This is a genomic window from Sulfitobacter dubius (genome assembly GCF_027214245.1).
Lineage (GTDB): Bacteria > Pseudomonadota > Alphaproteobacteria > Rhodobacterales > Rhodobacteraceae > Sulfitobacter > Sulfitobacter dubius_A.
This window is the reverse complement of the sequence record NZ_JAPWHM010000001.1, coordinates 397,631-414,926: the sequence shown is the minus strand read 5'-3', so window position 1 is coordinate 414,926 and position 17,296 is coordinate 397,631. Positions and strand designations below refer to the sequence as shown.

Sequence of the window (17,296 nt, the reverse complement as noted above, 5' to 3'; positions counted from 1 at the left end):
TCGTCTATCCTTTCGGATGGCCGTTGCCACCCTCGTTTACGCGCACGCCTTTAAGTCGTCCGGCTTCCTCTACAACACGTTGCGTGAGTCCACCAGAGGCGAGCGCCCCATGTATCACAGTTTGGCGACCGAATGCCAAACCCAATTCATCGGCTGTCAACCAACCGATGTAGTGACCGTAATGAGGGGTGCTCAGCTTGGACTTACCGCGCCCTGACCCGTCTACGGCCTGTATCAATACTTCGGCCTCTTCGGTTTGCAACCAACCCTTGACCTTTTCGTAGCCGGCGACCGCCTTGCCTGCCTTGCGCTGGAGCGAGATCAGCTCCACCACCCGGCGCGCCAATTGCTGTTCGACTTCGACGATCAACCCGTCTGGCAGCGTGACCGGCTGTTTCGCCGACCGAGCAAAGGCCTTTTTCTTTACCGCAAGTTCCAGCGCGGCACGATCCGCCGAGACATAAATGCCCCGGCCCGGCAGTTTACCCAAAATATCTGGGTAAACCTGATTGTCCGGGCCGATCACAAAACGGATCAACCCGTGTTTTGGTTGCACGTCGCCCGTGGCAATGCACTTGCGTTCTGCACCGTCTGAACGGTCATTCGAGGCGCCACCGCGTCCCATGTGCAACCCCCGAGGCCCGATTAGGCCTCGGCCTCCTCGGCGGTTTCGCCGTCTGTTTCTACGTCGTCTTCTTCCGCATCGGCTTCAAGCTCGGTCGGGTCGACCCAGCCCAGCATGACACGGGCGGTCATGATCATGGCTTGGGCGTCTTCAAGGCTGACCTCAAAGGGCTCAAGCGCGCCATCGTCCTTAACACGCTCGCCGTTGACCGTGGTCCAGCCGCCAGCCAGTTCCCAATCGGCACAGGTGGCGAAATCTTCCAAGGTCTTCACGTCGTCCTTGGCCAGCGCTTCTATCATTTGGGGGGTCAGACCCTCAAATTCAACCAGGCTGTCTTCGACACCGAGCGCACGGGCATTATCAAGCGCGGCTTTGTTCTGCGCTTCGAGCACGTCGCGGGCACGGGCCTGCAACTCACCCGCCGTGTCTTCGTCCACACCGTCGATGACCAGCAGTTCGTCGACTTCAACGTAGGCCACTTCTTCGAGGTTGGTGAAGCCTTCGGAAACCAGCAACTGGGCAAAGAATTCGTCCAGATCGAGGTTGTCCATGAACAGCTTGGTGCGCAGTTCAAACTCGGCCTGACGGCGCTGGCTTTCCTGCTCTTCGGTCATGATGTCGATATCGAGACCGGTCAGCTGGCTGGCCAGACGCACGTTTTGACCACGGCGGCCAATCGCAAGCGACAGCTGCTCTTCGGGCACGACGACTTCGATCTTGCCGGCTTCTTCGTCCAGAACCACCTTGGAGACTTCCGCAGGCTGCAGCGCGTTCACAAGGAAGGTCGGCTGGTCTTCGTTCCACGGGATGATGTCGATTTTCTCGCCCTGAAGCTCGTTCACGACGGCCTGCACGCGGCTACCGCGCATACCAACACAGGCACCGACGGGGTCGATGGAGCCGTCATGCGAAATCACAGCGATCTTGGCGCGCGAACCGGGGTCGCGGGCGACCGCCTTGATCTCGATGATGCCGTCATAGATTTCCGGCACTTCCATCTTGAATAGCTCGGCCATGAACTCAGGCGCGGTGCGGCTCAGGAAAATCTGTGGGCCACGCTGCTCGCGACGCACGTCTTTGATGTAAACGCGAATACGGTCGTTCGGGCGATAGCTCTCGCGGCCGATCTTTTCGTTGCGGCGCAGGATCGCTTCGCCGGCGCCCACATCGACGATGACGTTGCCATACTCTTCGCGCTTGACAAGACCGTTGATGATTGTACCGGCGCGGTCTTTGAATTCTTCGAACTGGCGGTCACGCTCAGCTTCGCGGACCTTCTGCAAAATCACCTGCTTGGCCGACTGCGCCGCGATGCGGCCCATCTCAACCGGGGGTACTTCTTCGACGTAGGTGTCGCCCACCTTGGGGTCGGCCATGTATTGCTTGGCCTGATCGACGGTGAACTCGGCCTGATAGTTCTCAAGCTCATCATCCTCGACCACGGTGCGAACGCGGGTAAATGTCGCTTTGCCGGTCTTGCGGTCGATGTCGACCCGGATGTCCATCTCGGCGCCATAGCGGGACTTGGCGGCACGGGCGAGGGATTCTTCCATCGCTTCGACGACCAGACCGGGGTCGATCATCTTTTCGCGCGCCACCGCCTCGGCGGTTTGCAACAGCTCAAGCTGGTTTGCAGATGTAATGGCCATTAGGTGTCTCCCTCAGCAGACTCTTCAGTCTCGATATCATCAAATTCGTTTTCGTCGATCGCACCAGACGCTTTGCGCTGGCGGAGCATTTCTTTGATCAGGTCGTCGGTCAGCACCAGCTTCGCGTCGCTGAGCCAGTCGAACTGGAGGCCGATGGTACCTTCTTCGACGTTGATCAGCACTTCGCCACCCTCGACACCTGCCAGCTCACCCTTGAAGCGGCGGCGGCCGCCGATCAGCTCGGTTGTTTCGATCTTGGCCTCATAGCCCTCGAACGCATCGAAATCCTTGAGCCGCGTCAGCGGGCGGTCGATGCCGGGGCTGGAAACCTCAAGCGCGTATTCGTCAAGGATTGGATCTTCGACATCCAGAACCGCACCGATGGCCTGCGAAATCTTGGCGCATTCATCCACTTCGATCCCGCCATCAGGCCGGTCGGCCATGACTTGCAGGATAGTAGACTTGCCCGACATCAGGCGGACGCGCACCAGTTCAAAGCCCATGTCCTCGATCACCGGGGTGATGATCTCGGCCAGACGGCGGTCAATGGCAGCTTTGGCAATCAGGTCGTTCGACATGAGACATCCAATTTAATCTGGCAGTTTCGTTCAGGCATAAAAAAACGGGCGCGCGGCCCGTGTTCAAGATCGGTGGAGCCTTCGGTTTGGACCCGAAAGCGCCGCTGTTGAAAGGGGATATAGGCCGGAAAGCCTGAAACTGCAACCCCTCTTAGCCGAACCACCACCGCTCGGGCGCGCGCAGGTTGTCCATCGGCGCTTGGCGTCCGGGGTTCGGCGGTTGGCGTAGATCGTCCGACAGGGCGCTGACCCCGCCGGCGCTATCGGCCTGAAGCGTCACATCACCCCGCTCGCGGTAGCGGGGCCGTGCGGGTAAATCCGCTGCATCAACAAGCCTTTCGCTCAATGCCTGCGCGCGCACCTCCCGCGCCGGGATCGAGACAAGCTCGACCGTATCGAACCATCCGGCGATGCCGTCTTTGTAATGCGTCTCTACCCGCTCGGCCAAAACCTGACGCCCGGCGGAAAAGCGCCGCAGACGGTAAAGCCCGGTGCCGATCCCCGCCTCAGGGGCATGGGCGGGGCGGATCACATAGCGCGGTTCGGACAGCAACAGCGGCAGACCGGGATTCGCTTGGGGCAGGGTGATCTGCACATGCAGGGCACCCCGCGCGGAAATCTCAGTTTGAGGCAGTACCCTTTGCAGAGTGGCTACCACATCGTTTGCGGTTAGCGGGCTGCCGTCGTGAAACCGCACATCGGGCCGGAGATCAAACCGCCACTGTCGCGCACCCTCGCTCGCTTGCCAGCCGGTCGCCAACTCCCCTTTCAAGATGCCGTTGCCCGCCACTTCGGTCAGCGTGTCGAAGATCATGCCCTGACGTGCGACCTGTATAAAAAGCCCCTCGCCGTGGACCCATGTATCCTCTCGGGTGGCACCGGAAAGCGCCAGCCGCAAACGACCGCCGCGCCGGGGCGGCTCCCCCGCGCTGGCACCTGTCGCGGCCAGCAGGGCCGCAGCCGCGCCGGTGGTGAAAAGCGCCCGGCGATCCAGCAGAGAGTTGCGCCCGCGCGTCACTGGCCAATCCTATCCATGGTCCGCACCAGTTCTGCACTGATCCCCGGCTCTGACAAGGCGTGGCCCGCGTTGCGGATCATCCGCAAATCGGCATTGGGCCAGCGCTCGGCCAGCGCGTAGGCGCCCGAAGGGGGGCAGATCATGTCATAGCGCCCCTGCACGATCACCCCCGGGATATGCGCGATGCGGCCCATATGTTCGAGGATCTGACCGTCGAACTCCAGAAAACCGTTATTGGTGAAATAATGGTTTTCCAACCGCGAGAACGCCCGCGCATAGGCCGATGGCCCGCCATGCGACACGCCATCGGACTGCACCGAGGCCAGCGCGTTCTCCCAAGCGGCCCATGCGCGGCCATAGTCCTGCTCGACCCGCAGATCACCCGAGAACAGCCGCCGGTGATAGGCCGCAATTAGATCGTCACGCTCATCTTCGGGGATCAGGTTCACGAAACGCGCCCAAAGCTCGGGCCAGAACCGCCCGGCCCCGCCGCCGTAGAACCAATCAAGCTCGGCCTGCGTCATCAAGAACACGCCGCGCAAGATCAGATGGCGCACGGCCTCCGGATGCGCTTGGGCATAGATCAGGGCCAAGGTCGCCCCCCAAGAACCGCCAAAAACCATCCATTTGTCGATACCCAGTGTGCTGCGAATCAGCTCGATATCCGCGACCAAATGCCATGTCGTGTTGTCCGTGACCGACGCATGCGGGGTGGAGCGCCCGCAGCCGCGCTGATCGAACAGCACCACCCGGTACACCTTTGGGTCGAAATACCGCCGCATCGCCGGGCTACAGCCGCCGCCGGGGCCGCCATGGAGCACGACAACGGGGATACCATCGGGATTGCCGCATTGTTCGACATAGACCTGATGTCCCTGCCCCACAGACAACATCCGCTGGTCGAAAGGCTCAACCGGCGGATAAAGATGCGCTGCGTCGCGTTTTTGGTCGGGATACTTGTCCATTGTCGCCCTATATAGTCATTGAACCCAAAAGAGCACAGGGAGATCAGAATGCAAGCGGATCAATCAACCATCGACCCCGCCGAGATCGCCAAATTCGAGGCGATGGCCGCCGAATGGTGGGATCTGAACGGCAAGTTCAAGCCGCTGCACATGCTGAACCCCTGCCGGTTGGACTATATCACCAGCCAGATCGCCGGGGAGTTTGACCGTGATCTGACTGCCGACGCGCCGTTTAAGGGTCTGCGCATTCTCGACATTGGGTGCGGCGGTGGATTGCTGTCCGAACCGATGGCGCGGCTGGGGGCCGAGGTGATCGGCGCGGATGCGGCGGCGGGCAACATCCCCGTCGCGCAGATCCACGCGCAGCAGTCGGGGCTGGAGATTGATTACCGCCACACCACCGCCGAAGCGATGGCCGAGGCGGGTGAGAAATTCGATGTGGTGCTGAATATGGAGGTCGTTGAACACGTTGCCTCCCCCATCGACTACCTGATCGCCTGCCGCCGCCTGCTGAAACCCGGCGGGCTGCACATCTGTTCGACCCTGAACCGCAATCCGAAGTCCTTTATGATGGCGATTGTGGGCGCAGAGCATGTGATGCGCTGGCTGCCCAAGGGCACACATGACTGGAACAAGTTCATCACACCGGATGAACTTTTTGACCTGCTGAACCGCGCCGGGTTGGAGCCTGTGGATCGCAAGGGTTTCGTCTTTAACCCCGTTGCATGGTCTTGGCGTCTGTCGGATCGGGATCTGAGCGTGAACTACGTGACCGCCAGCCTCAACCCTGGCTCAACTGACGTCTGAGCGCACGCAGGATCGGCAGCGTGGCGCGGACCTGCTCTTCGCCCAGATCATCCACCACGTTGGAAATCATCGGCGTGATCGCGTTCACCGCCGCATCCCGTGCCTGCCGCCCGGCAGGGCTGATCGCGACCATTTTGCGCCGCGCGTCATCCCAATCGGGGCGGATATGGACATAACCGGCCCATTCCAGCTTGCTCAGCGTGTTGGTCATGGCACCACGGGTGACGTTGAAAGTCTCGGCCAATTGCGCGGGCGAGCGTTCGCCGCCATGCCATGAAAGCGAATTCAGCACCGAGAAATGCGAGATTTCCATCCCGCGCGGCAGGACCCGCGTAAGACGGCTGCGCACCTGTTGATCGGCGGCCAGCAATTCACCGAACAGCATGATCGCAAGTGTGTTTTTATCGTCGGTCATCTCGGGTCCGGTCAGGGCGCGGCAAAGGGGCGGCGGTTGGCAAGGCTGGGCACTTTGGCGCGGGCCTTGTCACATTCTTCCATGTCCATGTCACAAAAGTAAACGCCGGGGGCCGTCCCGGCATCCAACACCACCTCCCCCCAAGGGGCCACGACCAGCGAATGCCCATAGGTATCGCGGGTTTTGTGCTCGGCGCTGGCGTGCGTGCCGGTCTGCGCCGGGGCCAGCACATAACAGCCATTCTCAATCGCCCGCGCCCGCAGCAGACTGTGCCAATGCGCGGCCCCCGTCACCGGAGAGAAGGCCGCAGGCATCGTAAGGATATGCGCCCCCGCCTCGGCAAGTGATTGATAAAGCGCGGGAAAGCGCATGTCGTAGCAAACCGACATGCCGATCTTGGCAAATGGTGTCTCGGCCACCACGGCCTTGTCACCGGGGCGATAGCCTGCGGATTCCCGGTAGGTCTCGGTCGCGCTAATATCCACGTCGAACATATGGATCTTGTCGTAGCGGGCCACGATCTCTCCCTGCGGAGAGATCAGGATAGATCGGTTTGCAAAGCGCCCGTCGCCGCCCCGCGTCTTGAGCGCGAGTGAGCCGATCAGCAGCCAAATGCCCGCCTTCGCCGCCTCTTCGCGCAGGGCGGCGAGGGTGGCGTCGCCTTCCTCATAGGCGAGCACCGCCTGCTGATGGGACCGGCTGGTGCTGACGCAATTCGTCACCTCGGGCGTCAGAACAAACGCTGCCCCGCCCGCCACCGCCTCGCGCAACAGGGCGCGGGTTTCGATCAGATTGGCGACCGGATCGTCCGAGACGTTGAGTTGCAGCAGCGCGATTTTCATCTGTCTTGCAGCAGCGCGTCGAGTTTGCCGGCGCGGTCCAGAGCATAGAGTTCATCACAGCCGCCCACATGCACGTCCCCGATGAAGATCTGCGGCACGGTACGGGCCCCGCCTGCACGCTGGATCATCTCTTGCTTGCGCTCGGGCTCTGACAGCACATCGACCTCATCAAAGGCCGCGCCCTTTTGGGTCAGCAGGCGTTTGGCGGAATGACAAAAACCGCAGAGCGGCGACGTATAGATTTCGACAGGTTGCATAGGATCACCCTTTGAACAGTTAACGTTGCACAGTGATCTAGGTCTCTTTGGTCACGCGCGCCAGTGCCAGCACGAAAACGGGGCCGGAACCGGCGGCAAGACATGCCTCTGTGCAGGCGGATAGTGTAGCGCCAGAAGTGAACACATCGTCCACCAAAATCACCGGTCGCATGATGATACGGTGCCGCCGCCGCGGATGCACGCGGATCGCCTCTTGCAGAACGCTGTACCGTTCCACCCGACCCAACCCATCCAGCGACGGCGTGTGCCGGACCCGCTGCAACAGGTCCGGGCACCAGCTATGCCCGGTTTCGGCCGAGAGTGCTTTGGCCAATAACCCTGATTGATTGTACCGACGCTTTAGCAGACGCAGCCAATGCAGGGGCACCGGCGCGATCAATGCGGCATCGGGTAAGATGCCCTGCGCCGCCTGTGCCATCCAGCGTGCCGCCGGGCGAGCGATCTCTTGGCGGTCGCCGTGTTTCAGCGCCAGCACCAACCTGCGCCCCATATCGCGATAAAGCAGCGCCGTGCGGCCCTGCGCCCAAGGGCGCGGCGTGGCAAGACAAGCATCACAATGCGGTGAAGCCACATCCCCGCCCCCCGGAAGCGGCACGCCGCAGGCGTCGCAGACCGTGCCACCGATAAAGGATGTGTCACGCCAGCACCCGCCACAAAGGCCAAAGTCTGCGTCCACCACCCCGCCACAGCCCAGACAGCGCGGCGGGTAAATTAATGAGAGCGCTGTTTGAAGTCCCCGTGGCGGCATTCTATGTGTTCCCCATGACAGCACAGCCCACCCTGATCGACCCCAAGGCCCTCGCCCATCGCCGCGCCCGCGCAACGGCGCGAGGAATGTTCCTGCAACAGGCGGCAGCCGAAGAAGTTCAGGATCGGGTGGGATTGGTTAAGAAAGCGTTTACCGCTTCAGCCATCGTGACCGCTTTCCCTCAGGTCTGGGCGGCATCCTTCCCCGAGGCCCAGATTATCCCCGAGGCCGAAGTGCTGGCGCTGGAACCGCAGGCCCATGATCTGGTGATCCACGCCATGGGGCTGCACTGGGCGAATGATCCTATCGGCCAATTGATCCAATGCCGCCGCGCGCTGCGGCCCGATGGGCTGTTGCACGCCGTAGCGCTTGGCGGACAGACCCTGCATGAGTTGCGGGCCTGTCTTGGCCAGGCCGAAGCCGAAGTGACCGGCGGCCTGTCGCCGCGCATTGCCCCGATGGGGGAACTGCGCGACCTTGGCGCGCTATTGCAACGTGCCGGACTGGCGCTGCCGGTGGCCGATAGCCAACCGCTGACCGTGGAATACGAAAACGCTTGGGCCCTGATGCGCGACCTGCGCGAGATGGGGGAAACCAACGCGCTACAAGCCCGCCTGCGTCGCCCCACGGGCCGCGCGGTTCTGACCCGCGCCGCAGAGCTTTACGCCACCCATTTCACCGCTCCCTCCGGCCGGATCACCGCGACCTTTGATTTGATCTTCCTCGCTGGGTGGGCGCCGGATGAAAGCCAGCAGAAACCGCTGCGCCCCGGATCGGCGCAACAGCGGCTTGCAGATGCGCTGAATAGTCGCGAGGAGCCGCTCCCCGATTGACCCAATCTGCAAAGCGGCTATCTCTGCGCGGATCATATGCGAGGAAACCCCATGCAGGCAGCCCAGCCCCAATCCGCCCAACCAGATTCCGGCCAACCAGACTCCGGACAACCCGAACACGGCCCCAGCGATCACCCCAAAGTCCCGCGTCCCAAGGTTGGCGTTCTACTCGCCAACCTCGGCACGCCGGACGGCTATGACTATTGGTCGATGCGCCGCTACCTGAGCGAGTTCCTCTCGGACCGCCGGGTGATCGACTATAGCCCGTGGAAGTGGCAACCTCTGCTTCAAACGGTAATCCTTACCAAACGCCCCTTCACCAGCGGCGCGGCCTATAAATCCATCTGGAACGAGGCCGAGAACGAAAGCCCGCTGGCAACGATCACTAAGTCGCAGACTGCCAAGATCAAGGCGGCGCTGCAGGCGCGTTACGGTGCCGACGTGATGGTCGATTACGCCATGCGCTACGGTAATCCATCGACCCGGTCCAAGGTCGAAGCGATGACCGCCTCGGGGTGCCAGAAGATCCTGTTTTTCCCGCTTTATCCGCAATATGCCGGGGCCACGACCGCGACGGCGAATGACGCTTTCTTTGCCGCGCTGGCAAAAGAAAAATGGCAGCCTGCCTCGCGTACGGTCGCCCCCTATTTCGACCGCCCCGACTATATCGAAGCGCTGGCCCAATCGGTTGAGCGTGCCTATGCCGCGAAGGACAAAAAGCCCGACCTGCTGGTCTGCTCCTACCACGGTCTGCCTCAGCGCTATCTGATGGAGGGCGACCCCTATCATTGCCAATGCCAGAAAACGACGCGCCTGCTGAAGGAGCGTTTGGGCTGGGCCGACAGCGAGATCATAACGACCTTCCAGTCGCAGTTCGGCCCCGAGGAATGGCTGCAACCCTACACGGTCGAAGAGGTCGCCCGTCAGGCCAAGGCGGGCAAGAAAAGCATCGCCGTCTGCGCGCCCGCCTTCTCGGCCGACTGCATCGAAACGCTTGAAGAGATCAACGAAGAGATCAAGGAAAGCTTTGAAGAGGCGGGCGGCGAGGATTTCACCTATATCCCCTGCCTCAACGATGATGACGCGCATATCGAGGCACTGACCACGATCATCAGTGAAAATCTGGCTGGCTGGGTCTAAGCCCGCCTTGGGGTTGCTGCGGCGGCCCCTTTTTCAAAGTCATACGCAGAATACAAAAAAGGCGGTGCACTGCACCGCCTTTTCCGTTTGATCGTCAGTTCCGATTAGTCGGAAGCAACAGCTGCGGCAACCAGTGCCAGCAGGATCAGGGGAACCAGGATGCCCGAGGACGAACCTGTTGTTTCTTCCACGATGACCGGTGCTTCGACGATCGGCTCGGCCAGCGAACCAGCAAAAGCAGTCGATGCAGCAGCGGACAGAGCAGCGGCGAGAACGAGTTTCTTCATAACATAACCTCCAGAATAGGCGTGCTGTATCATATACATACACGCACCCAAGACTTACCTCGTAATCTCGTTCTAAACAGTATCGGCAAAAGTTTGCAAACCCGGAATCAGCTATTGCATCAAGGAATCAGGGGGATGTCGTCAAATAAGCAACACCTGCGTGCCAACCTTTGTCATGGCAAAAAGTTCGGCGATATGTTCGTTATAGAGCCCAATGCAACCATTGGAAGACTTACGCCCAATTTTTCTTGTGTCGTGGGTTCCGTGGATACGGTAATACGTCCAGCTGAGGTAAAGCGCATGGGTGCCCAGCGGGTTATCCGGGCCGGGCCCGACATAGGGCGGCCACTCGGGATTACGCTTGAGCATGGAAGGCGTGGGACGCCAGCTTGGCCCCTCGACCTTTTTGATGACACGGGTGCGGCCCCGGCGCGTGAGGTCTTCGGTCAGCGGCACCGATGAGGGGTAGAGCTTGTAAACGCTCTGATCCTCGGACCAGTAATGCACCGCCCGGCTGTCGATATCGACCAGCACCGCGCCGTTGCGCGTGTTGCTGAAATAGGGGCGCCAATCCAACATACGGAAGCTCGAGACATTGCGCTGGACCGATTCAGTCAGATCGCGCTCGGTCTCGGTCGTAGCGGATGAGTTGAACGAAGAGGTGCTTTGCGCCAGCGCCGGTGTGGCAAGCATCGCGGCGCTGCCAGCCAGAAAGCCACGGCGGCTCTTAATCGAAAAACGGTGAGCGGACATGGAGCGTCTCCAAACTGAAATTATGCTAATTAACGCCATATATATGGCTCGAAAGACGCAGTTTCAATTGAAACCAGCCCCATACGGCAGAGTCACGCCTATGTGCGTTTGAACTGCAACGCGCCCCGATGTAAGGCAGAAAAAATTTCATTGCGTGGAGCGCTCATATGATCCGTATCCTGTCCATCCTGCTGGCGCTGACGGTTGCGCTATCTGCCTGTGCCCCGTCCAGCACGAGTGGCGGCAAAGCCGGCGGTTCCTACCGCATCAGCCGTTCCGACGCGGGTACAATCCAATTCCGCATGCTCGACTCGGTGAATGCGCTGCGCAGCTCGGCCGGGGTCACGCCTTTGGCGCTGGATGCCAAACTGAACGCCGCCGCCGCGACCCACTCGCGCGATATGTCGGTGCAGAACCGTCCTTGGCACTTCGGCTCTGACGGGTCTTCGCCAATCGATCGTATCCAGCGCGTTGGCTATACCGGTGGCCTCGTCGGCGAAGTGATCTCGGAAACCTATGAGACCGAGCTTGAGACCCTCGCCGCCTGGATGGAGCAGCCAGACACCCGCCGCATCTTGATGGCACCCGATGGACGCCAGATGGGTTTCTCTTGGTATCAGGAAAACGGTGGCAAAATCTGGTGGACGCTGGTCGTCGGCAACTGATCTTTTACTGAACAAACGGTTTATCCGGCCCCTGCGGGGGCCGGTTTCGTTTTGACCAACCCGGTGATTAGGGTGTGATCAGAATCGGCGTGCCATCGCGCACCATCGCATAGACATCTTCGATCTCTTTGTTGGTGACCGCGATACAGCCCCACGTCCAATCGGTCTTTTCTTTCTTCCGCGGGTCTTTCTGCCCGTGAATAAAGATGTCGCCGCCGGGGCTTTTGCCCATGGCGCGGGCGGTCTCGATATCCCGCGCGTTGGGGTAATCGATTCCGACGGAAAGATGAAAGCGGCTGTTCGGATTGCGACGGTCGATTCGGTAGAGCCCTTCGGGCGTGCGCCCGTCCCCCTCAAAGGTCTTGTGACCAACCGGAGCGAAGCCCAGCTTGATCGGATAGTCCTCCAGCACGCGGTTATGATGCAACAACATCATGCGACGTTGGCTTTTGTTCACAACCACATAGGTCACTTCGGGACCATTGTATCGTTTGAATTTACTGCTGCTGCACGCACCAAGCGCCACCATAGCGGTGCCGCCAAGTATCATTGTCCTGCGCTTCATCACTGTGCCCTCAAAGCCCCGGCCATTCCGGCCCTTTTTACCTGAGCTACCACAATGAGGGATTAATTTCATTCAAAAAGAGGTGATGAGCCGAGCCAAATGCAGCCCCTTTGCCTAACCTTCCGGCAGTGTCAGGCAGGCGGCAAGCTCCACATGCGACGACCAGCGAAACTGATCCACAACCTGGACCCAGTCCAGCTGATACCCTGCCGCCACCATGTTTTGCACATCGCGGGCAAAGCTGACCGGGTTGCACGAAACATAGGCCACGCGCGGCACCCCGGCGCGGATGATCTCGGCCACCTGCGCCTCGGCCCCGGCGCGGGGCGGGTCCAGTACGACGGCGTCGATCTTGGCCAATTCATCCGGCAAAAGCGGGCGGCGGAACAGATCGCGGGTCTCAACAGTGAGCGGTTTGGCCCCCTTGGCCCGACGCCAGCCGCCCTCAAGCGCGGCGATCATCTCGGCATCGCCCTCAACCGCATGAACCCGCGCCTTTTGCGCCAGTGGCAAAGCGAAGGTGCCGCAGCCTGCGAACAAGTCCGCCACGGTCTCGGCCTGCCCCACGGCATCTACGACGGCGGCGCGCAGGGCCGCTTCGCCATGGCGGGTGGCTTGCAAAAACGCGCCCGGCGGGGGCGTGACCGCTGCGCTGCCAAAGTGCTGCGCGGGCGGCGCACGCATCGCGATCACCTCGCCATCCCAAGTCAGCCGTGCCAGCGCCAAAGCCTCACAGGTCTGCGCCAACTGCTGCCTCAGCGGCCCGTCGAGCGGTTTGCCATTGGCAACCGACACGTCCAACCCCTCTTCTGACAGCGTCACGGTCACGGCCAATTCAGCCTTGCGGCTGGTGCCGATCAGCGCGAGTTCCTCTGCAACCTTCAAGCCCGGCAAAAGCGCGGGGTCGACCAACTGACAGCCCGGCACCTCGATCAACACGTCAGAAGCGCGGCCATGGAACCCCGCCATGGCACCCTTTTTCGTGCGGCGCGCAGCAAAGGTGGCCCGGCGGCGCGATTGCGCAGGCGAGGTTTGGATGGGGCGAAATTCTGTCTCTAACCCATGCGCCGACAGCGCATTGCGCACCACATCCACCTTCCACGCCGCCACGAAATCATCCGCCGCATGCTGCAATTGGCAGCCTCCGCAGGATTTGAAGTGCCGGCACGGCGGCGCGACCCGCTGTTCGGAGGGCGTAACGATCCGCACGTCGCGCAATTGCTGGCCCTCGACCTCACCGCTGACGGTTTCCCCCGGCAGGGTCATCGGAGCAAAGATCGGACCTTCGGCGATGCCGTCGCCGTGGTGGCCAAGGCGCAAGATGTGATGTTCTGTCATAGCCTGCCCATAGCGCGGCAAAGGCCACAGCGAAAGCCTATTCCGCCGCCTTCACATCCAGAAACCCGCCTGACTGACGATGCCAATAGCGCGCATAAAGCCCGTCTTGGGCAAGCAGATCAGCATGGCTGCCGATCTCTGCGATGCGGCCTGCGTCCAACACCATGATGCGGTCCATCTCTGTCAGGGTCGACAGGCGGTGGGCGATGGCCAGCACAGTTTTGCCTTCCATTACACGGTCTAGGGTCTGCTGAATGGCGGCCTCCACCTCGCTATCCAGCGCGCTTGTCGCCTCGTCCAACACCAGTATTGGCGCGTCTTTCAAAATGGCGCGGGCCAAGGCAATGCGCTGCCGCTGCCCACCCGAAAGCTTCACCCCACGCTCCCCCAGATGCGCGTCATAGCCGCGACGGCCTTTGTGATCCTCGAGTTCCTGAATAAATTCATGCGCTTCGGCACGTTCCGCAGCGGCGATGACCTCGGCCTCTGTCGCGTCGGGCCGACCATAAAGGATGTTATCCCGGGCCGAACGGTTGAACATCGCAGTCTCCTGCGTGACCATCCCGATGTTGCGGCGCAGGCTCTCTTGCATGACTGTCGAGCTATCCACCCCGTCGATCAAAATCTTGCCCTGCTCCGGTTCATAGAGCCGCAAGAGCAGCGCAACGAGTGTCGATTTCCCTGCCCCCGAGGCACCGACAATCCCCAGCTTCTCGCCCGGTTTGATGGTCAGTGAAATTTGGTCGATCCCACCCGTCTGGCGGCCATAGGCAAAGCCGAGGTCGCGCAATTCGATCTGCCCTGCCTTCACCACCAACTCCTGCGCATCAGGCCCATCGTCCAACCGCACGCGTGGCGTCAGGGTGCGCATGCCGTCCTCGACCTCGCCAATGTTGGAATAGATCGCCATCAGCGTGAAAGAGACCCAGCCCGTCATCTGCGCAATACGGATCGCGATGGCACCGGAGGCCACGATATCCCCCTCGCTCGCCATGCCGCGCTGCCACAGTAGGATTGTCCCGCCCATTAGCAAGACCGGCAAAAGCCCGGCAAGGCTCATCAGCGCCAAACGGAACCCGGCGGCGAGATAGCCGAACTCCAACGCCCGGGCACGAAAGCTTTGCATCGCGGAAAGCGCCGCGCGGTCCTCGTGATCGGCATGGGCAAAGAGTTTCACCGTTTTGATATTGGTGATCGTATCCACCACCTGCCCCGACACCAACGCCCGCGCCCCGGCACGGCCTGCCGCCCGTTTGCGGACCCGGGGCAGGAACCAGTTGATCAGCGCCAGATACATGACCAGCCAGGCCGAAAACCCAACCGCCACGCGCCAGTCAATCGCCAAGAGCAGCGCAACCGACCCGACGAGAGAGGCCAACGCAAAGGCCACCACGTTGATCACCTCGGCCGCCACATCTGTCACCGCCCGCGCGGCCTGCATCTGCTTTTGCGCGATGCGTCCGGCGAAGTCTTCGTCAAAGAAATTTACGTTTTGCCCCAGCGTCCAACGGTGCAGACGCGACAACACCAGCGGGTTCACATTGGGCTGGACCATGATCGCGTTCGACGCCGAAGAGAGGCCGAACAGCACGGGACGCGCCACCAGAAAGAACGCCACTGCGCCCAGCACCAGCACCAGACTGCTGCCTTCGAAGAACCGCTCTGGCCCCGCGCTGACCGTAGCGTCGATGACCTTGCCCAATATCCACGCCGTGCCCGCCTCCATCGCGCCAGCGGCGGCGGAAAGGAGCGCGGCAAGCCAAAGCACCGGCCAAGCCCCCGACAGACACCAGCGCATGAAGGCCCCCAGCGTTTGCGGCGGCGGGCCATCAGCGGGGTGAAACGGGTTGATCCAGTTCGAAATGCTCACGTCTTGTCATCCAATGCGAGAAAACCGCCCGACTGACGGTGCCAGAAGGCTGCATATAGGCCAGCTTTCTGCAAAAGCGCGTCATGGGTGCCTTCTTCGACGATACGTCCCTGATCCAGAACAAGAATTCGGTCCATCTCGGAAATTGTGGACAGCCGGTGCGCGATGGCGATGACAGTTTTGCCCGCCATCATGCCATAGAGCGTTTCTTGGATCACCGCCTCCACCTCACTGTCGAGCGCGCTGGTCGCCTCATCCAGCAGCAAGATCGGCGCGTCCTTGAGGATCACGCGCGCCAGCGTGATGCGCTGACGCTGCCCGCCGGAGAGCTTTACACCCCGTTCACCGACACGCGCATCATAGCCCGCGCGCCCCTCCGGGTCAGTCAGATCAAGAATGAACTCATGCGCCTGCGCCTGTTTCGCAGCCGCGATCATCTCAGCCTCGGTTGCGTCGGGACGGCCATAAAGGATGTTCTCACGCACCGAACGATGAAGCAGCGAGGAATCCTGCTGCACCACGCCGATGTGCCGCCGCAGACTGTCTTGCCGGACTTGTGAAATGTCCTGCCCGTCGATCCGGATCTGCCCCGCCTCGGCATCGTAGAACCGCAGCATCAGTTTCACGAGGGTCGATTTTCCCGCGCCGGAGCGGCCAACAAGGCCAATTTTCTCACCCGGTTGTACGGTGATATTGATGCCTTGGATCCCGCCGCTCTCGCGCCCGTAGTGGTGGCTTAGATCTGCCATCTCGATCCGGCCTTCGGTCAGCTTCAAGGGCGGCGCATCGCGTCGGTCGGTCAGGGCAAGGGGCTGGGCAATGGTCTCCATCCCCTCGGCCACGACACCCAGTTCACGGAAGAAGCTCGAAAGCGCCCACATGATCCAGCTGGTCATTGAGTTAAGCCGCAGCGCCAGCGCGGCGGCAGCGGCCACGACGCCGACGCTCGCTTCGCCCGCCATCCAAAGCACCAGCCCCCAGCCGACAATACCCACGATCAACATGCCGTTAAGAAGGGTCAGCACCACGTCCATGATGCTGAAAATCCGCATCTCGCCCTGAAAGGTACGCCGCGCCTCTTCGATGGCTTCGCCTGCGAAATCCACTTCGAGATCATGGTGCGCGAACATCTTGACCGAATGGATATTCGTATAGGCATCCACCACGCGCCCCGTCACCTGAGACCGCGCGTCTGACGCCGCCTTGGACGCAGGCCCGACCCGTTTGATCGTCCATGCCACCAAGCCAGCGTAAAGGACAAACCACCCCAAAAGCGGCACTAACAAACGGATATCAGAGGTGGAAAGCAGGATCGCCGCGCCGATCATATAGGCCAGCGAATAAGAGATCGCGTCAAAAACCTGAAAGACCACCTCCCCCGCCGCGGGGGGTGTTTGCATGATGCGATTGGCGATACGCCCGGCGAAATCATTCTCAAACCAGCCGACCGACTGCCGCAAGACATGCCGATGCGCCCGCCAGCGGATCAGGGTGCCAAAGTTCGGCAGGATGGCGTTGTTCAGCAGCATAACGTCGACCGCCTGCACCAAGGGCCGCAGGAACAGCACGGCAAGGGCCACCAGGGTCAGTTCGGTGCCATAGTCCTCCCACATCTGCGCGGGGTCGCTGCCGAGCAGGTCAACGATACGGCCCATATAGTAGATCAAACCGATCTCAATCGCCGCGACAAGGATCGCCATCACCCCGGCGAGGACAAAGACCTTTTTAAACGGCTGCGCATAGTCCCGCAAAAAGGGCCAAAGCCCCTGCGGCGGGTGATCCTTTTCCCGATAGGCAACATAGGGATCAACGAGGTTTTCGAAAAAGCGAAACATGAGGAGACCTTGGAAATAGACGTGCAAAATACGCGGCAATGCCAATAGCAAAGCCGCAAAGGGGCAATGGTTATGCCAGCTTAGC

The 17,296-nt window shown here is 61.1% G+C and carries 19 protein-coding genes; 4 read left to right on the top strand and 15 right to left on the bottom strand.

Translation table 11 applies throughout. The features are described 5' to 3' along the window. Window positions 1-4: 4 nt before the first annotated feature. The 5 genes from O4H31_RS02060 to pip form a co-directional block, all read right to left on the bottom strand. Window positions 5-625, bottom strand: coding sequence for an RNA-binding protein (locus O4H31_RS02060; protein WP_269342298.1), 621 nt, complete (start codon window positions 623-625; stop codon window positions 5-7). A gap of 20 nt (window positions 626-645) precedes the next feature. Further along, a complete protein-coding gene (nusA, locus tag O4H31_RS02055) occupies window positions 646-2,274 on the bottom strand; it encodes a transcription termination factor NusA (RefSeq protein WP_269342297.1) in 1,629 nt (542 codons plus the stop codon). Beyond that, window positions 2,274-2,852 carry a ribosome maturation factor RimP gene (rimP, locus tag O4H31_RS02050; protein WP_269342295.1) on the bottom strand — a complete coding sequence of 193 codons (579 nt, stop codon included), beginning with the start codon at window positions 2,850-2,852 and terminating at the stop codon, window positions 2,274-2,276. The genes nusA and rimP overlap by 1 nt, the downstream gene beginning before the upstream one ends. 151 nt (window positions 2,853-3,003) lie before the next feature. Next, a complete protein-coding gene (locus O4H31_RS02045) occupies window positions 3,004-3,870 on the bottom strand; it encodes an ABC transporter substrate-binding protein (protein WP_269342293.1) in 867 nt (288 codons plus the stop codon). Further along, the gene (pip, locus tag O4H31_RS02040; RefSeq protein ID WP_269342291.1) at window positions 3,867-4,835 is read right to left on the bottom strand and encodes a prolyl aminopeptidase; all 969 of its coding nucleotides are present in this window, start codon (window positions 4,833-4,835) and stop codon (window positions 3,867-3,869) included. The genes O4H31_RS02045 and pip overlap by 4 nt, the downstream gene beginning before the upstream one ends. A 48-nt stretch (window positions 4,836-4,883) precedes the next feature. Between pip and ubiG the strand changes: the two genes are divergently transcribed. Next, window positions 4,884-5,642, top strand: a complete 759-nt coding sequence (ubiG, locus tag O4H31_RS02035; protein ID WP_269342289.1) for a bifunctional 2-polyprenyl-6-hydroxyphenol methylase/3-demethylubiquinol 3-O-methyltransferase UbiG — start codon at window positions 4,884-4,886, stop codon at window positions 5,640-5,642. Here the strand turns inward: ubiG and O4H31_RS02030 are convergent. Genes O4H31_RS02030 through O4H31_RS02015 form a run of 4 tightly spaced genes read right to left on the bottom strand, consistent with a single transcriptional unit; the run spans window position 5,617 to window position 7,925 of the window. After that, window positions 5,617-6,057 (bottom strand): MarR family winged helix-turn-helix transcriptional regulator, encoded by a 441-nt coding sequence (locus O4H31_RS02030; RefSeq protein ID WP_067627893.1) that lies wholly within the window; start codon window positions 6,055-6,057, stop codon window positions 5,617-5,619. The genes ubiG and O4H31_RS02030 overlap by 26 nt on opposite strands. A gap of 11 nt (window positions 6,058-6,068) precedes the next feature. Then, a complete protein-coding gene (locus tag O4H31_RS02025; protein ID WP_269342286.1) occupies window positions 6,069-6,899 on the bottom strand; it encodes a carbon-nitrogen hydrolase family protein in 831 nt (276 codons plus the stop codon). Beyond that, window positions 6,896-7,156 (bottom strand): glutaredoxin 3, encoded by a 261-nt coding sequence (gene grxC, locus O4H31_RS02020; RefSeq protein ID WP_067627897.1) that lies wholly within the window; start codon window positions 7,154-7,156, stop codon window positions 6,896-6,898. The genes O4H31_RS02025 and grxC overlap by 4 nt, the downstream gene beginning before the upstream one ends. 37 nt (window positions 7,157-7,193) lie before the next feature. After that, window positions 7,194-7,925, bottom strand: a complete 732-nt coding sequence (locus tag O4H31_RS02015; RefSeq protein ID WP_269342267.1) for a ComF family protein — start codon at window positions 7,923-7,925, stop codon at window positions 7,194-7,196. Between the two features lie 14 nt (window positions 7,926-7,939). On the opposite strand from O4H31_RS02015, the gene O4H31_RS02010 reads away from it, so the two are divergent. Together O4H31_RS02010 and hemH are read left to right on the top strand one after the other, a co-directional pair. Beyond that, window positions 7,940-8,758, top strand: coding sequence for an SAM-dependent methyltransferase (locus O4H31_RS02010; protein WP_269342265.1), 819 nt, complete (start codon window positions 7,940-7,942; stop codon window positions 8,756-8,758). A gap of 51 nt (window positions 8,759-8,809) precedes the next feature. Beyond that, the gene (gene hemH / locus O4H31_RS02005) at window positions 8,810-9,898 is read left to right on the top strand and encodes a ferrochelatase (protein ID WP_269342263.1); all 1,089 of its coding nucleotides are present in this window, start codon (window positions 8,810-8,812) and stop codon (window positions 9,896-9,898) included. 104 nt (window positions 9,899-10,002) lie between these two features. On the opposite strand, the gene O4H31_RS02000 is transcribed toward hemH, so the two are convergent. Both O4H31_RS02000 and O4H31_RS01995 read right to left on the bottom strand, forming a co-directional pair. Further along, on the bottom strand, window positions 10,003-10,185 hold the full coding sequence (locus O4H31_RS02000; RefSeq protein ID WP_067261136.1) for a hypothetical protein: 183 nt from the start codon (window positions 10,183-10,185) through the stop codon (window positions 10,003-10,005). Between the two features lie 141 nt (window positions 10,186-10,326). Next, window positions 10,327-10,938 (bottom strand): L,D-transpeptidase, encoded by a 612-nt coding sequence (locus tag O4H31_RS01995; RefSeq protein ID WP_067627906.1) that lies wholly within the window; start codon window positions 10,936-10,938, stop codon window positions 10,327-10,329. Between the two features lie 167 nt (window positions 10,939-11,105). Here O4H31_RS01995 and O4H31_RS01990 point away from each other — a divergent pair, with 167 nt between their 5' ends. After that, window positions 11,106-11,603: a CAP domain-containing protein gene (locus tag O4H31_RS01990; RefSeq protein WP_067627909.1), complete on the top strand. Its 498-nt coding sequence runs from the start codon at window positions 11,106-11,108 to the stop codon at window positions 11,601-11,603. 67 nt (window positions 11,604-11,670) lie between these two features. Here the strand turns inward: O4H31_RS01990 and O4H31_RS01985 are convergent, their stop codons facing one another. The 4 genes from O4H31_RS01985 to O4H31_RS01970 form a co-directional block, all read right to left on the bottom strand. Beyond that, window positions 11,671-12,168 (bottom strand): L,D-transpeptidase family protein, encoded by a 498-nt coding sequence (locus O4H31_RS01985; protein WP_269342251.1) that lies wholly within the window; start codon window positions 12,166-12,168, stop codon window positions 11,671-11,673. Window positions 12,169-12,282: 114 nt separating this feature from the next. Next, entirely contained in the window at window positions 12,283-13,506 is a 1,224-nt protein-coding gene (locus tag O4H31_RS01980; protein ID WP_269342249.1) for a class I SAM-dependent RNA methyltransferase, read from the bottom strand. Window positions 13,507-13,543: 37 nt separating this feature from the next. Then, window positions 13,544-15,376, bottom strand: coding sequence for an ABC transporter ATP-binding protein (locus O4H31_RS01975; protein ID WP_269342246.1), 1,833 nt, complete (start codon window positions 15,374-15,376; stop codon window positions 13,544-13,546). Beyond that, complete coding sequence (locus tag O4H31_RS01970) at window positions 15,373-17,211, bottom strand: ABC transporter ATP-binding protein (RefSeq protein ID WP_269342245.1); 1,839 nt, start codon at window positions 17,209-17,211, stop codon at window positions 15,373-15,375. The genes O4H31_RS01975 and O4H31_RS01970 overlap by 4 nt, the downstream gene beginning before the upstream one ends. Between the last annotated feature and the right edge of the window lie 85 nt (window positions 17,212-17,296).

Coding starts and splice junctions, on each gene's coding strand:
- O4H31_RS02060 (WP_269342298.1), bottom strand. CDS start 625: ATGGGACGCGGTGGCGCCTCGAATGACCGTTCAGACGGTGCAGAACGC.
- nusA (WP_269342297.1), bottom strand. CDS start 2,274: ATGGCCATTACATCTGCAAACCAGCTTGAGCTGTTGCAAACCGCCGAG.
- rimP (WP_269342295.1), bottom strand. CDS start 2,852: ATGTCGAACGACCTGATTGCCAAAGCTGCCATTGACCGCCGTCTGGCC.
- pip (WP_269342291.1), bottom strand. CDS start 4,835: ATGGACAAGTATCCCGACCAAAAACGCGACGCAGCGCATCTTTATCCG.
- ubiG (WP_269342289.1), top strand. CDS start 4,884: ATGCAAGCGGATCAATCAACCATCGACCCCGCCGAGATCGCCAAATTC.
- O4H31_RS02030 (WP_067627893.1), bottom strand. CDS start 6,057: ATGACCGACGATAAAAACACACTTGCGATCATGCTGTTCGGTGAATTG.
- O4H31_RS02025 (WP_269342286.1), bottom strand. CDS start 6,899: ATGAAAATCGCGCTGCTGCAACTCAACGTCTCGGACGATCCGGTCGCC.
- grxC (WP_067627897.1), bottom strand. CDS start 7,156: ATGCAACCTGTCGAAATCTATACGTCGCCGCTCTGCGGTTTTTGTCAT.
- O4H31_RS02015 (WP_269342267.1), bottom strand. CDS start 7,925: ATGCCGCCACGGGGACTTCAAACAGCGCTCTCATTAATTTACCCGCCG.
- O4H31_RS02010 (WP_269342265.1), top strand. CDS start 7,940: ATGACAGCACAGCCCACCCTGATCGACCCCAAGGCCCTCGCCCATCGC.
- hemH (WP_269342263.1), top strand. CDS start 8,810: ATGCAGGCAGCCCAGCCCCAATCCGCCCAACCAGATTCCGGCCAACCA.
- O4H31_RS02000 (WP_067261136.1), bottom strand. CDS start 10,185: ATGAAGAAACTCGTTCTCGCCGCTGCTCTGTCCGCTGCTGCATCGACT.
- O4H31_RS01995 (WP_067627906.1), bottom strand. CDS start 10,938: ATGTCCGCTCACCGTTTTTCGATTAAGAGCCGCCGTGGCTTTCTGGCT.
- O4H31_RS01990 (WP_067627909.1), top strand. CDS start 11,106: ATGATCCGTATCCTGTCCATCCTGCTGGCGCTGACGGTTGCGCTATCT.
- O4H31_RS01985 (WP_269342251.1), bottom strand. CDS start 12,168: ATGAAGCGCAGGACAATGATACTTGGCGGCACCGCTATGGTGGCGCTT.
- O4H31_RS01980 (WP_269342249.1), bottom strand. CDS start 13,506: ATGACAGAACATCACATCTTGCGCCTTGGCCACCACGGCGACGGCATC.
- O4H31_RS01970 (WP_269342245.1), bottom strand. CDS start 17,211: ATGTTTCGCTTTTTCGAAAACCTCGTTGATCCCTATGTTGCCTATCGG.